Here is a 13940-nt window from a genome sequence, read left to right as displayed (position 1 = left end):
TGCAGTGACTTTGGCACCTTAGAGGTGCCAAAGTTTGTACGCTGAAAGCCCGGTTACCAATAAAACTACAGCACATCCTGCGACATTACTGAACCATCCATTTTTCAACTCTCCTAGTGCTTTTGAACGGTTCATCACCACAATCAAAAACAATGCAATGATAGGTAAAAGAAGGCCATTGGCTGCCTGAGCAAATACAATCGCCATTAAGGGTTTAATGCCCAAGCTGGCGAATGCGACACCTAGTCCAATCACCACAAGACAGATACCTTTAAATAAGGGCTGATCGAGTTTTGCGGGTCTATTCATTACACCACAGAGGGCATACGCTGTTGCCATAGGTGCGGTGACTGCGCTGGTGAGGCCTGCTGCGAAAAGTCCTACGCCAAATAGGTACTTGGCATTTTCACCTAACAGTGGGGTAAGTTGCGCGGCTAAATTAGCGGCATCTAACGTGGTAGCGTGTTGAAAGAAGCTCATCATTGCCGTACTCATAATAACCAGCGTGATCATACCGCCCAAGCCAATGGCAATGGCAGATTGCTTTCGCTGCCGATGAATATCGCTTGGGTTGGTGCTGTTGGTGGCGTCGGCGACTAAACTCGCGTGTAAGAACAAATTATAAGGCACTATAGTAGTGCCAATGAGCGCAAGGGTGGTAGTTATGGTGTCGGTAGACAATTGAGGTGAGAACAATTGAGCAAGCCAAGTTTGCCAGTCTGGTGACGCGACAAAAAACGTCACCACAAATACTACTGCCATCAAGCCGACTAAGCTGACTAGCGCACTTTCGACAAGTTTATAGTGCCCAGAAGTTAACAACACCGCGGCAATGACACCAATGATCAACGCCCAAATGCCAACACCAAGGTCTAGTAAATTCGTTAAGCCAATAGCTGCCCCTGTTATATTGCCTGACTCGTAAGCGGCATTACCCACCCCGATAGCACAGGCGATCAGTACAAGCGCGAGCCAACGGACTGCCGGCTGCTTGAGTTGATGGCGTATTGATTCAGCTAACCCTGCTTTGGTAGCAAGGCCGAGTCTGGCTGCCATGTCCTGCAATACCATGGTTGCAATAATGGAAAACAGCAGTGCCCAACCCAAATGCATGCCATAGTTAGCACCTGCGACACTGGCGGTTGTTACTGTACCTGGCCCTATAAATGCTGCCGCAATGATAAAGCCACTTTTGTCCTTAGCCATCTGAGTTGCCCCTTTATTGTTTTCGTTTGAATGGGAAAGCAAATCAGCTTAAGGGAGGCGTTTCGTTTTCGCAATACAATCAGTTGTGTAAAAGTTCAGTATGTTCAGTACACTATGCTCATTCTCAATCAGCGGTTCATTATGCTATGACTGAATTTGATTCATTATTTTGTCATCCAGTGTTTGTAAGCTTGTTACCGTCGCAGCCTATGGCCGAAGGTACGCTATTTGCGATTGCTGCGGCACCGGAAATTCCAATGCCTGAAATGTGGATGCCTTGGTTAGTATCCTCATCGCCTCAAGGAACTGGGATTATTTCTGAACAGCAAACTGATCAATTAGCGACAGGTTTGATGGATGGACTACGCAATCACTTAGCGAATATGCGCGATGGACATATTTTGTTACAAACTGATTATGCATGGAGTGAAAATCCAGCAGAAAGACAAGCATATGAGGCGTTTTTGACCGGGCTTTTACATGGCCATCAGCGCTTGGAGGCCACGTGGAGTAAGGCTTGGGGGCTAGCTGAAGAGAAAGAGCAAAGCCTTGAGGAATCAATGGCTACTCGTCTCAGTAGGTGTTTGAAATATTTCAGTACTATGGCAAACACCCAATTAACTTTATCGACTATGTCGAACGAAAAACGGCCTGAATTTGAACGAAATTTGCCTGTTCTCGCCCAGCAAAGAAATAAAATGTTAAAAGAATATGTTGATCTTGCCGATCAGCTCGCTTCTTTCCTTCCCAATCAATTCGAGACTTTCAAGCAATAACGACCAGTAGTAGTTGTGATTAAAAAGTGCATTTTAAACTTTTATTTCACAATTAGGGTAGATAGTCGTTAGTACGGAAAAGTTCATTCATATTGAAAAATTATTCGCTTAAATAGAATGAAAGTGTATAGATTTTTATACACTTTTCATCGTTTCAATTATTTTTCGAACATTAGACTAAAGTTGGTACATTGCAGTGTACTTACGGCACTTCCAAGCCCTTATATTTAAAGGCTTTGTAATTAATTCACGTATTCCTTATTTATAAAAACCTTATATATTAGGTATTAAGATTTTCTTATTTGGCCGTTTTTTGCTCAATGGTAAGGATTGTAAAGTAGCGTAAACTGTGCTTTTCTTACGCTTCGTTCAGGGATGAATAAGTTCCCTGTCCGATCAAAAATAAAAATTCTAATCTATTTAAAAGATAAGATTAAGTAAGTAACTCAGGGAAACATTATGACAAAACATACGTTACTTTCTCGTTCGATTCGATCAATCTTGATGGCTGGTGTGGGTTCAGCATTCTTGGCGTCAGCGCCAGGTTTTGCTCAAGAAGCACAAGATATTGAGGTCAGTGAAGTTGAATCAACAACGACAGAACAGGCTGCAAAAGAAGCAAAAGAAGAAAAAGCTGAACGCATTCAGGTGACTGGATCTCGTATCCGCTCGGATAGCTTCGCGAGTGAGATCCCAATCGATATTATTTCTGCTGAAGAAGCAACCGCACAAGGTATTACTACTTTGGGTGAGCTACTACGTACAAGTACGGTAGCTGCTGGTTCAGACCAAATCACATCTGCATTATCAAATGGTTATGTGACTAACGGTGGTGTTGGTGCAGAAACTATTTCTATGCGTGGTTTGGGTGCAGGACGTACGCTAATTCTATTGAATGGTCGTCGTGCTGGTCCTGCTGGTACACGTGGTGCTGTGTCTTCGTTCGATATGAGCGCATTGCCAGTATCAGCAATTGAACGTGTTGAGATTTTGAAAGACGGTGCGTCTTCACTCTACGGTTCAGACGCGGTTGCGGGTGTAATTAACTTCATTACTAAAAAAGGTGATGAAAAAACTATTTCTGTTGACGTAAACCAACCGTTTGAGTCAGGCGGTGAGCGTCGTCGTATCAACTTCTCTATTGGTGAATCATTTGACCGTGGTTCAGTTCGAGTCGTAGGTGATTACACGGTACAGAAAGAGTTGCAACGTGGTGACCGCGATTTCTACGCGTGTTCAGAACGCTTGTACTATAACCAAGACGGTTCGCGTGCCGATCCTATCGATCCTCGCACAGGTAAGTACAACTGTAACGATACGGGTTATGGCTTATGGTTATCGAACGCTGGCGCAACTAACTTCCCATTGTTTGGTGATGGAAACAGCTCTGCCCGTGGTATGTATGATTATGATGGTTTCATGGCAGCGAATGGCTACCAAGCTATCAATGACACCTGGACACAAGACGGTGATTTACGAGGCGGATCGCTAAATAACTACTATTTCGCTCGTTATGACAAAGAGTCTGATGGTCTATATCACACTCAACACCCGTTTACTGACAAAGAAACAATGATCCCTGAAACGAAAACCGCTGCGCTTTTCGTTCAAGGTGATTACATGCTAACAGACGACATTTCTGCGTTCGGTGAGTTTATGTACTCAAGCCGTAGCACAGAGACCAATGGTTACCGTCAATTCTGGACCGGTGATGTGGGTTATCTACCAGCTTCTTATCACGGTGCGGAAGGTAACACTTATATCATGCCAGTGGCTTTAACGGATCACTATGGTAATGATGTTACTGTTGACTACACTCGCTTTGTTGCGGGTCTAGAAGGCACATTAGGTTTCTGGGATTGGAACGTTTCTTACCAGAACAGCCACAACAAAGGTGAGTACAAGTCAAAAGTCATTTTCCGTGACTCTATGCTAATGGCACAACAACACCTAGTTGACGGAACGTCTTGTAGTGGTGAATCTACCGAGTTCTCTGGCAAAACATGTGTTGATGTGAACTGGTTAGACCCAATGCTTCTTTACGGAAGCCCTTCTGATGAAGTACGTAACTTCTTGTTCGGTTATGACAAAGGTGAAACCACGTACAAGCAACAAACACTTGAAGGCTTTATTTCAGGCGATTTGTTTGACTTACCTGCGGGTACAGTTGGCTTAGCGGTAGGTGCGTCTTATCAAACAGATAAAATTGATGACCAGCCAGGCGAAAACAGCTCAAATGGTAACTCTTGGGGTCTAACAAGTGCGAGTCGTACTGTTGGTGATCAAAACCAACGTGCTATTTTCGGTGAAGTACGTGTACCAATTTTGTCAGACTTGCCAATGGTTGAAAACCTAGCGCTAACGGCCTCTGGTCGTTGGACAGACGTATCAACTTACGGCAGCGATACCACGTTTAAAGTTGGTTTGTCATGGCAGATCAATGAGATGTTTACCATTCGTGGTTCTCGCGGTACATCTTTCCGTTCTCCAGCGTTGTACGAGTTGTATTTGGCAGGTCAAACTGGCTTCTCAGGACAAACTGCAGATCCATGTTATGACTATGGCGCTGAATATGAAGCGGGTAACGTGAGCGAAGCTGTGTACGCAAACTGTCAAGCTGACGGCGTTCCACTAGATTATGACGGTACTGGTACAAGCAGTATCGAAGTAAGAACCAGTGGTGGCGCGGAAACAGGCCTAGAAGCTGAAACATCTGTAGCTGAAGGTCTTGGTTTCGTATTCACAAGCCCTGAAAATACATTCGCGTTCTCAATGGACTATTACGACATTGTTATTTCAGGTCAGATTGCTTCATTGAGCGCAAGCAACATTCTTGGCACGTGTTATCGTTCGCAAGATTTTGCAAACGAGCCTCTATGTAACTTGTTTACTCGTAACGATGGTACCAACGGAAACTACGGTATCGAGCGTGTAAATGCAGGTTATGTTAACGTTGCGACACAAACTGCACGCGGTATCGATTTTAACTTCACTTATAAAGATGAGTTCTCATTTGGTGACGTTCGTCTAGTTTGGGAACACACAAACCAAATCGAAACTAAATATCAACTATTTGCCGACAGTGATCCAAACAACTACGTTGGTGAAATTGGTTATCCGAAGCACGTTGGTCGTCTTGCCGCTACCTTCTCTAAAGAAGATTGGAGCGTAACGTGGACAATGAACTACTTCGACAAAACAAACGACTACGAATATTACAATGATTCAAATGAAACCACCTACCGAGGTGAGGACGTGACTTTCGTAGCTGAAACACCGTTTACTGTGTACCACACTGTTTCTGGAAACATGACATTTGAAGACTTTAACGTCACGTTGGGTATCGCCAACTTGTTCGATAAAGAACCTCCGATGGTGTCTCCATCAGCAGTGCGAGCTACTGGTAATGCGGTACTTTATTCGCAATACGACAACTTAGGTCGTAGGGCGTTTGCCAATATTACCTATACTTTTTAATAGGTAATATATTTTTGTAAACATGTACTCTGGAAGCAAAGCCCTCGTTCGCGAGGGCTTTTATCGTTTATATGTACACTCAAATCCAATGCTCTATGTTACTGTAAGAATAAAATAATAATTGTGTGAGGATAAACACAAGGCATTGGGAACAGTTTTCTTTGCATATTGCAAATAAGACCTGGCAGGAAAGGACAATGATAAAACGGTTAATTACAACGGTGTTGGCGTGTGGCTTGGTAACTACGGCAACAGCAGCTAGTTATGATAATGACATACTGGAAAAGTATGCAAAACACTCTCAATTTTTAAGTATAAAAATCTCACCCGAAGGCAATTACCTTGCCGCGACTTCTCGCGATGAAGATGGCACTATTTTTTTATCGGTGTTAGACATTGATAATCAGCAATTAATTTCTCGTACTCAGGGTAGAGGAAACGAATCTGTTGGCAGTTTTTATTGGGCCAATGAAGAACGTTTACTGATGACCATGGCTAGAGAAGTTGGTTCATTTGATATGCCTTTTGGTACTGGTGAAATCATCGGTATGGATGTTGATGGTGGGAATCAAAAAATATTGGCAGGGCCTCGCTCGGATGACAAAGAATATCGGGTAGCGACTATTATCGATATGCTACCGGAAGAGCCTGATCAGGTTATGATCCAATCGGTTAGGGCGCAATCAAAGCAACCGTTTATTGAACTGTATCGCATGAAAGTGAGCAGTGGTAGAAAGTCGCCTGCAGGGCGTATTCCTCTGCGCAGATATAGTGGAACTGGGGTTGGCGTTATACTTGATCAAAATGGCGTTGCTCGCATGGCTGTGGGTACTGATCCTGAAGCTAACAATGAAGCCGTGATGATGGTGCGCGGTGGAGAAGATCAAGAGTGGGTTGAAGTGAAGCGATTCAATCCCGACGAAGGTAGTTTTTCGCCACTTCTGATCTTGCCTGACAATAAACATGCGGTTGTGCTCTCTGATCTCGAAACCGACACCCAATCAGTGGGTATTCTCGACCTAAGCACATTCGAAACCGAGATTTTGGCTTCCCATCCCAAAACGGATATCACTCCCGTTATGGGTATCAAGAATGGACGAGAAAATGAAGTTCTGGGTGCGTCTTATGAGTACGACAGTATTGACGGGGTCATATTTGCAGATATCGAGAATAAACTCTTCGCGCAAATTATTCAGTCTTTGCAAAAAGCGTTTCCCAATACCAATGTGGATGTGACGTCGTCGACCTACGACATGAGTAAAATCATTATCTCTGTGTCTTCTGCTAACCTACCGCGCACTTTTTTCTTATTTGACTCAGAAAAGCGCAAGCTAACCAAACTGGTTGACTCGACACCGTGGTTAGACAAGAAGACGATGCCTAAAACACAGATCATTACTTATCACACAAGGGATGGGTTGTTGATTCACGGTTTGCTCACGCTGCCTGCGAATAAGGAAGCTAAAAACTTACCTTTGATTTTACTACCTCACGGTGGTCCTCATGGTATAAGAGATTCCATCAGTCGAATCGATGCTGATGCCAAAGTGTTGGCAGAGCACGGGTATGCTGTATTGCAACCAAACTTCAGAGGATCTGGTGGCTATGGTCGCGAGTTCTTACAAATGGGCTACCAAAACTGGGGTACAACCATGATCAACGACATGACCGATGGCGTTATGTATTTGGTTGATAAGGGGATTGCCGACAAGGATAACATGTGTGTGTACGGAGCATCTTACGGTGGCTATGCGGCATTGATGACAGTGATCCGCGAACCTGATTTGTATCAGTGTACAATCGGTTTTGTGGGTGTGTATGACCTGAACTTAATGTTTGAAGAAGGTGATATCTCGGAAAGAAAAGCTGGCCAGAATTTCTTATCAAAAGTGCTACCGGCTGATAAAGCGTTGCGAGAAGCTCAATCGCCAGTACATCAAATTGACAAGCTGAAGGTGCCTGTATTCATCATGCAAGGTGGCAAAGACGTACGTGTACCACCTGAGCATGCCTACCGTTTACGTGCTGCGTTAGACAAGCGCAATCATCCTTATGAGTGGTTGTTTAAGGAAGGTGAAGGTCACGGTTTCTACAAGCCTGAAAACAATGTAGAACGTTGGCAGAAAATGCTGACATTCCTCGATAAATATATCGAACATTGATAAAGAGAGCCGCCATTTGGCGGCTTTCTTCATTTTACAATGGGGTAATTCATTCCCTAAAGAATACGTTCGACGGGTTTCGATTTAACTAGCGCTAAATAGTCGCTAAGTTCGCTTCTGGCGAGTTCGTAATCTTCAAAAAGTTGCGCTGATTCAGGCTCGCGCATTAACGCTTGAAAGGCAACATCAGTACGATCGAGTAGTCGTTTTAGATAGGCGTTGTTCACATCCATTTTGGTTTCTCTTTAGAGGGTAGGGCGACAAACTTCCACTGCAATCGCCGATAAAAAAATTAAAAAGGTTTCGTCACCGCTAAAACAACGATACTCAATATTAACAACACCGGGGCTTCATTCAAAAAACGGTAGAACTTAGACGAATGATGATTCTCGTCACGTGCGAACGATTTCATCAGTTTATATAAATAGAAGTGATAGCCGTAAATTGCAAGTACCAGAGTGAGTTTTGCATGTAGCCATCCTGATGCCTTGAGCCACGCTAGCCCATATGATCCAATAAGGCATATGCCGAATACTGCGGTGAGTATGGCAAAAGGGGTTACGAAGAACCATAGCCTACGTTCCATAATTTTGAATTGTTCTTTCACCGCTTGTTCGGTGGCTTGAGCGTGATAAACAAAGATTCGGGGTAAATAAAACAAGCCTGCCATCCATGCGAGCATAAAGAAAATATGAAGGGCTTTGAGCCATAAAATAGACATAAAGAAGTTCTCTTATTCGTGAGCAGACGAGTGTACCAAACTTGGCGTACTGCAACTGCCCAAACTACAAGCCTCTGTTGATTCGAATCAATATTGGGCTTTTTGTAAATAACTCTGCAGGCGATTCCAGGTAATCACGCCTTGGATATTTTGCGGTTCATCCTCGTAGATGTAAACGCCACCGGTACGAGAACCTCGCAATATTTCGTACACTTCTGCCAGTGTTACCTGCGAATTTAAGCCATCCATGTCATGGTATTTTAATGCGGCGGCATCGTGCTCCAAACTCACATCGTACTGTACTAATCGATAACGAATATCGAGTTCAAATTTGTGCTGTTGCACCACGACTCGTGTGGGTTCACCTTCCAAAAACTTATGAATGGCTTGTTCTGGCGCATCATAGAAATGTTTGAAGTTTGTGTCCATGGCCGCCATGACGCCGGTTTTCTCTAATGTTTCTCGAATCGACGACACGCCATAAGGTAGTTTTTGATAATCTAATTGGCGGATAAATATAGAACGATTGCCCAAAAATTGCGTTGATGTGACATAGGCTGGCACTATCACAAGCATTGCAGGCAAGATGATTTGTGGGCTGTACGACAACTCCATTACCGCAGAAAGGGCTGCCAGAGGCGCATGCAGAACTGCAGTTAGCATGCCGGCTATTCCGAGTAAGGCAAAGCTTGAGGTGTATTCTTCTGGCAATAGCCACTGACCAATGGGGAGCAGCAGTAATGCGCCAGACAGCATGCCTATAACCATTACTGGGCCAATTATACCGCCTGGCACGCCTAGCCCAATCGCGAACACCGCTAAAAGAAACTTTACGATCAATATCACTAATAAAACACTGAAGCTGGGGTTGTCTTGAAACAAGTGGTGCACGTCGACAAAACTAGCCCCCAAGGCTTCGGGAACAATTGCCCCTGCACTGGCTGTGATCACACCGGCTAAAATTAAACGCCATACCATGCTAAATCGCCGGAACAGCGTCATGATACTCATTAACAGGTTATTGAATAATGTGGCCAGTGCGCCCAACGCTATTCCCAGCAGCACGAGGTAAAAATATACCCATTGGCTAAATGACGAGAACGATAGAAATGACAGTTCATTCGCCTCACCGAAAACAATTCGTGTGAGTACTGAGCCACAGGCGGCGGCGAGCATCACGGGAACAAAAAGGTGAATGCGGTATTCTCTTAGTACCACTTCCATTACAAAGATTACTGCGGCAAACGGGGTGTTGAACGAAGCGGAAATACCAGCAGCAATGCCACAGCCTGCAAGAATACGAATACTGTTAAACGGGAGCTTTAACCACTGACCAATAAAACTACTACCTGCTGCTCCCAAGTGCACAGAAGGGCCTTCTCGACCAACGACAAAACCGCCAGCTAAGGCGAGCATACCACCAAAAAATTGGTTAATCGTGGTACGAAATGGAATGTGGCCATAAAAGTGTTTGACTCGGTGGATGACAAAGGGAATACCCAGCCGGTAATGGCGAAAGCCTGTGATAAACGCGATAACTAAGATACATACCACAGCAAGAAGAGGCATGAGTACCCAAATATACCCACTACTGACGCCGAACTCTTTGAGTTGATGCTCTGCCAAATATTGAACTAATTCAATGCATAAGCGAAAAAGTATGATCAATCCAGCGGAGCACACACCAGCTACAATTCCCAACAAACACAACTGCACCGAGGTACGTGGGTGAGCTAATTCACGACGCAAAGCCAGAAAACGCATACAATGGATTTAATACTCTGATTGATTATAATCGCAAGCTTATCACAAGTGATTGGTTTGCAAAGTGTAATCGCGGCTTATATCCGCCCGAGAGAATGAATCTATATGAAGTTAGCCGATATTAAGGGCGTGACCAGCAAAAACGCCACACTCATCAAAGTTATAGTCGCCATGGTCGTTATGCTGTATTTTGGCTACTACATTGCAGGCTTTCAACATCAAGCACAGCAGGACGAAATTCGCCGAGCCAATCAAACATTAGCGATGTTAAACAGTGACAACAACGCGCTAACGACGGCGAAAAATCAGCTAACGATGAAGCTGGACATTGCAACAATGAAGGCAGATAAGCTCGCCCAACGTCTCGCCGAAGCGAACGACAAAGTGAGAGCGCTGGAAAAAGAAAAAGCTTTTTATACAAGAGTGATGGCCCCAGAAGAAACCCAGGATGGTTTTCTGATAGAAGGCTTACAAATAACAGATGCTGCCAGCCCTGGTTTCTATCACGCTAATCTGGTGGTGTTGCAACAGCGACAAGTGAAAGCCGTGGTGCGAGGGACGCTGACCATACGAGTGTCGGGAAGTTTAAACGGTAAGCCAGAGCAAATTACCTTGGGGCCAAACAGCAACATTAATCCCGATCAGGTTGAATACGGGTTTAAGTATTTTCAGCCGGTGTCGTTTCTGTTTTCGTTACCGGCATATTTTGTACCTGAATCCTTGGTGATAAGCACTACCGTGTTTCAATACAAAAGAAAGCGCGGTGATTACCAGCGCGCTTTCAGTTGGCAAGAAGTTTATGAAAATGGCAGTGTTGCCATTAGTGCTGAGTAGCAGAGGGTGAGTGGCTTCTCTTCATATCAATATGCGGGATACCATCCTCTACATACATAGCTGAGGTGGGCGTAAAACCAAAACTGGCGTAAAAGTCAGTAAGATATTCCTGCGCACCAATTTCAATATTGTCAGATGGCCACAAACGCGCACATTCTGTTAACGCTTGTTGCACTAAGGCTTTGCCCAGTCCATTCCCTCTATGATCCGCCGCTGTTGCCACTCGACCAATCGATACCGAGGGGTAACTCAGGCCTTTTGGCAATAGCCTCGCATAGGCGATGATTTTACCGTTTTGATAACCGAGTAAATGACGGGTTTGCGGATGGCGGTCTTTGTCGTCCAACTCGGGGTAAGCACAGGCTTGCTCAACTACAAATACGTCAACGCGAAGTTTGAGTAGTTCAAACAACTGTGTTGTGGTGAGTTGGTCGAATGTGAGTGACTGCCATTGCATGTTAGTTTCCTATTTTACATCGGTTATTGGTGATTACAGTGCGGCTTTCCACGCACTTTCTGGTAGTAAGTACAGGCCTTTTTCGTGGTTTGCTCCTTCGCCGACGATATGGCCAATACCTGCTGCCATTACCGCGAGAGTCACGTCGAAGGCATTGAGGCTGTCACCATATCCAGCGGTTAAGTTAAACATGGACCCATCGGCAAGTAAAAACAGGGTCTTGCCGTTCAAGTCATAGGCGTTCACGTAAGGCATTGGCTCTGAGTGAGCTGCATTGTTTTTCAAATAAGCAACGTCGATTTCTCGGGCAACATGGCCAACATTAAGAATGAAAGTGCCTGTTTTCATATTGTCTAAGTGTTGTGCACTGACCACTCCGTATGCACCGGTGGCGGTGGCAATGACATCTGCTGTTTTAACCGCCTCGGCGAGATCTACTACCGGCCAGCCATCGTACTTGGCCTGTAATGCGCGAGCTGGGTCTAGCTCAGCCACTTGTACTTGCGCACCAAACGCCTTGGCTGAAGCCGCAACGCCTTGACCCACCAAGCCATAGCCAATCACTACCACGGTTTTTTCGTGCAAAGTAAGGTGAGTGGTTTGGAAGAAGGTTTGCCATGCACTCAGGCCTACCATGTGACGATTGTGCAAGCCCTCTTTTACTGGTAAATCGTCCCAGTTAAAAATAGGGTAACGAGGCTCGACACCGCCTAAACGAGTAATGCCAGAACCCGTAGCTTCAAGGCCTGCGATAATCTCCGGCTGATAATCGCCTGTGTGTAAACGGGTTGTGAGATCGGCGCCCATCTCACACAAGTGTGTTGGATTCCAAGCAAGGGCTTTATCGAATGAATCAGACCAATCACTATCACTCATGTCTCGCCATGCATGAGCCACTGCACCTTTTTCGACTAAATAAGCAACCACATCATCTTGCACAGTTGTGGGGTTACACGTGGTGAGAAATACTTCACAGCCACGATCGAGCAAACCCGCAACAAGAGGCGCCATTTTTAAATCGAGGTGCATATTACACGCGAGTTTTATACCGCTTAAATCGGGAAGCGCAGCGACAGCTGCGCGAGTGCGAGGCATATGTAAGGTGGCCCAATCGAGCTCTGCTTGAAAATCTTGATACATAGGAATACTTGAAAACAAAGAAAATGAAACACGAATAATAAGCCACAATACGACACGACTACAAACCCAACACGTGAGAATTAATGTGCCTTTGATTCAGCACAAATTACTCACCCTAACCGTTAAGCTCAGTGCTATAGTTGATTGAATTACTCAAGTATTAGATAATAAGGCCTTGCGCTTGAAAGTGCGACCAGCCGTAACAATATTGGTATACACCGTATTGAACCACCAAAGTTGTAAAGAGAGGACGTTATGTCAGTTGAGACAGCATTGCCCATCGAGTTTTCTGATGCTGCAGCCAAAAAAGTACGTGAGCTAGTGGAGGAAGAAGAAAATCCGTCACTAAAATTGCGCGTGTACGTTACCGGTGGTGGTTGCTCTGGGTTCCAATATGGCTTCACCTTTGATGAAAAAGTGAATGACGGCGATATGACCATAGAAAAGAACGAAGTGACTCTAGTGGTAGACCCTATGAGTCTGCAATATCTCGTAGGTGGTATTGTCGATTATGTCGAGGGCTTAGAAGGTTCTCGTTTTATGGTTGAAAACCCTAACGCAACAACAACCTGTGGTTGCGGTTCTAGCTTCAGTATTTAACTCTTCCAGTTTGATGATGGGCTGCTCCTTATCGTGAGGGTAGCCGTCTTCACTTCCTATATTGTATTCACTGTTATTTCTCCGCTGCGAAGTTTGGTAGAGATTAGTCTATTGTCTGTCGCAAAGTACTAGGGATACCCACTAGTCTGATCTAGCATGGTCGTTCACTTATTTATCATCAAAGCACATGGAGAGCGGTATGAAATTATATGGTTCGATCACGTCACCCTTTGTACGTCGAATTCGAATGAGTTTAGCTCAGACTGACTATACCTTTATTCATTGGAATATCTTTGAAGGCCCTGACCGCGAGGCATTGGCGTTAAAAAATCCAACAATGAAAGTACCTATGTTGGAAGACGGTGAAAATCTGATTTTTGATTCGGGGGTGATTTATCGCTACTTGTGTGAAAAGCTGTCGTTACCCAAATTAAGTTGGTCTCAAGAAAATTTAGTCACGTTAATCAATGCGGCCAACGATACCTTTGTTCAACTCTTTATGTTGCAGCGTTCTGGTATTGAACTGGAACAGGGCTGTCTTTATCACCGATTGCAATATGACCGTGTTAACAGCACATTGGCAGCTCTTAGTTCCGCAGCGGAGCAAGGCGAGTTTGACGAGTGGCATTATGCATCGATAAGCCTGTTTAGTTTATTGGACTGGGCGCATTTCCGAGGGTTGTATGACTTTACTGAGTCTGCGCCACTTAAAGCCTTTATGGAAAAACACGGCGACAGAGAAATTATCGCCACTACGGACCCTCGTTTAACCGCGTAAGTTTATGTTCTTACGAGGCTTCACA

The 13940-nt window shown here is 44.7% G+C and carries 12 protein-coding genes; 6 read left to right on the top strand and 6 right to left on the bottom strand.

Features of this window, described 5'->3' with window-relative positions:
- Positions 1-18: 18 nt before the first annotated feature.
- Positions 19-1206, bottom strand: a complete 1188-nt coding sequence (locus ACXAH6_RS11450; RefSeq protein WP_474876938.1) for an Nramp family divalent metal transporter — start codon at positions 1204-1206, stop codon at positions 19-21.
- A 146-nt stretch (positions 1207-1352) separates the two neighbouring features.
- Here ACXAH6_RS11450 and ACXAH6_RS11445 point away from each other — a divergent pair, with 146 nt between their 5' ends.
- From ACXAH6_RS11445 to ACXAH6_RS11435, 3 genes are all read left to right on the top strand, one after another.
- Positions 1353-1982, top strand: coding sequence for a UPF0149 family protein (locus ACXAH6_RS11445; RefSeq protein WP_474876936.1), 630 nt, complete (start codon positions 1353-1355; stop codon positions 1980-1982).
- Between the two features lie 459 nt (positions 1983-2441).
- Complete coding sequence (locus ACXAH6_RS11440; protein ID WP_474876934.1) at positions 2442-5459, top strand: TonB-dependent receptor plug domain-containing protein; 3018 nt, start codon at positions 2442-2444, stop codon at positions 5457-5459.
- Between the two features lie 197 nt (positions 5460-5656).
- Positions 5657-7621: an alpha/beta hydrolase family protein gene (locus ACXAH6_RS11435; RefSeq protein WP_474876932.1), complete on the top strand. Its 1965-nt coding sequence runs from the start codon at positions 5657-5659 to the stop codon at positions 7619-7621.
- A 56-nt stretch (positions 7622-7677) separates the two neighbouring features.
- Here ACXAH6_RS11435 and ACXAH6_RS11430 read toward each other — a convergent pair whose 3' ends face one another.
- The 3 genes from ACXAH6_RS11430 to ACXAH6_RS11420 form a co-directional block, all read right to left on the bottom strand.
- Positions 7678-7854 carry a hypothetical protein gene (locus ACXAH6_RS11430; RefSeq protein ID WP_474876931.1) on the bottom strand — a complete coding sequence of 59 codons (177 nt, stop codon included), beginning with the start codon at positions 7852-7854 and terminating at the stop codon, positions 7678-7680.
- Between the two features lie 59 nt (positions 7855-7913).
- Entirely contained in the window at positions 7914-8342 is a 429-nt protein-coding gene (gene hemJ, locus ACXAH6_RS11425; protein ID WP_474876930.1) for a protoporphyrinogen oxidase HemJ, read from the bottom strand.
- An 87-nt stretch (positions 8343-8429) separates the two neighbouring features.
- Positions 8430-10106 carry a chloride channel protein gene (locus ACXAH6_RS11420; protein WP_474876928.1) on the bottom strand — a complete coding sequence of 559 codons (1677 nt, stop codon included), beginning with the start codon at positions 10104-10106 and terminating at the stop codon, positions 8430-8432.
- Between the two features lie 105 nt (positions 10107-10211).
- Between ACXAH6_RS11420 and ACXAH6_RS11415 the strand changes: the two genes are divergently transcribed.
- Positions 10212-10940 carry a DUF6776 family protein gene (locus ACXAH6_RS11415; protein ID WP_474876926.1) on the top strand — a complete coding sequence of 243 codons (729 nt, stop codon included), beginning with the start codon at positions 10212-10214 and terminating at the stop codon, positions 10938-10940.
- Here the strand turns inward: ACXAH6_RS11415 and ACXAH6_RS11410 are convergent.
- Positions 10927-11397, bottom strand: coding sequence for a GNAT family N-acetyltransferase (locus ACXAH6_RS11410; protein WP_474876924.1), 471 nt, complete (start codon positions 11395-11397; stop codon positions 10927-10929). The genes ACXAH6_RS11415 and ACXAH6_RS11410 overlap by 14 nt on opposite strands.
- 33 nt (positions 11398-11430) lie before the next feature.
- Positions 11431-12537 (bottom strand): adenosylhomocysteinase, encoded by a 1107-nt coding sequence (locus ACXAH6_RS11405; RefSeq protein ID WP_474876922.1) that lies wholly within the window; start codon positions 12535-12537, stop codon positions 11431-11433.
- Between the two features lie 255 nt (positions 12538-12792).
- Between ACXAH6_RS11405 and erpA the strand changes: the two genes are divergently transcribed.
- Both erpA and ACXAH6_RS11395 read left to right on the top strand, forming a co-directional pair.
- Complete coding sequence (gene erpA, locus ACXAH6_RS11400) at positions 12793-13137, top strand: iron-sulfur cluster insertion protein ErpA (protein ID WP_474876921.1); 345 nt, start codon at positions 12793-12795, stop codon at positions 13135-13137.
- Between the two features lie 199 nt (positions 13138-13336).
- Positions 13337-13915: a glutathione S-transferase family protein gene (locus ACXAH6_RS11395; RefSeq protein WP_474876919.1), complete on the top strand. Its 579-nt coding sequence runs from the start codon at positions 13337-13339 to the stop codon at positions 13913-13915.
- The last annotated feature ends 25 nt before the right edge of the window (positions 13916-13940 follow it).

Source organism: Alteromonas sp. ABE4_545, from assembly GCF_056161325.1.
The sequence above is the reverse complement of the archived record's forward strand: the minus strand, read 5'-3'. Positions and strand labels throughout refer to the sequence as shown.

Coding starts and splice junctions, on each gene's coding strand:
- ACXAH6_RS11450 (WP_474876938.1), bottom strand. CDS start 1,206: ATGGCTAAGGACAAAAGTGGCTTTATCATTGCGGCAGCATTTATAGGG.
- ACXAH6_RS11445 (WP_474876936.1), top strand. CDS start 1,353: ATGACTGAATTTGATTCATTATTTTGTCATCCAGTGTTTGTAAGCTTG.
- ACXAH6_RS11440 (WP_474876934.1), top strand. CDS start 2,442: ATGACAAAACATACGTTACTTTCTCGTTCGATTCGATCAATCTTGATG.
- ACXAH6_RS11435 (WP_474876932.1), top strand. CDS start 5,657: ATGATAAAACGGTTAATTACAACGGTGTTGGCGTGTGGCTTGGTAACT.
- ACXAH6_RS11430 (WP_474876931.1), bottom strand. CDS start 7,854: ATGGATGTGAACAACGCCTATCTAAAACGACTACTCGATCGTACTGAT.
- hemJ (WP_474876930.1), bottom strand. CDS start 8,342: ATGTCTATTTTATGGCTCAAAGCCCTTCATATTTTCTTTATGCTCGCA.
- ACXAH6_RS11420 (WP_474876928.1), bottom strand. CDS start 10,106: ATGCGTTTTCTGGCTTTGCGTCGTGAATTAGCTCACCCACGTACCTCG.
- ACXAH6_RS11415 (WP_474876926.1), top strand. CDS start 10,212: ATGAAGTTAGCCGATATTAAGGGCGTGACCAGCAAAAACGCCACACTC.
- ACXAH6_RS11410 (WP_474876924.1), bottom strand. CDS start 11,397: ATGCAATGGCAGTCACTCACATTCGACCAACTCACCACAACACAGTTG.
- ACXAH6_RS11405 (WP_474876922.1), bottom strand. CDS start 12,537: ATGTATCAAGATTTTCAAGCAGAGCTCGATTGGGCCACCTTACATATG.
- erpA (WP_474876921.1), top strand. CDS start 12,793: ATGTCAGTTGAGACAGCATTGCCCATCGAGTTTTCTGATGCTGCAGCC.
- ACXAH6_RS11395 (WP_474876919.1), top strand. CDS start 13,337: ATGAAATTATATGGTTCGATCACGTCACCCTTTGTACGTCGAATTCGA.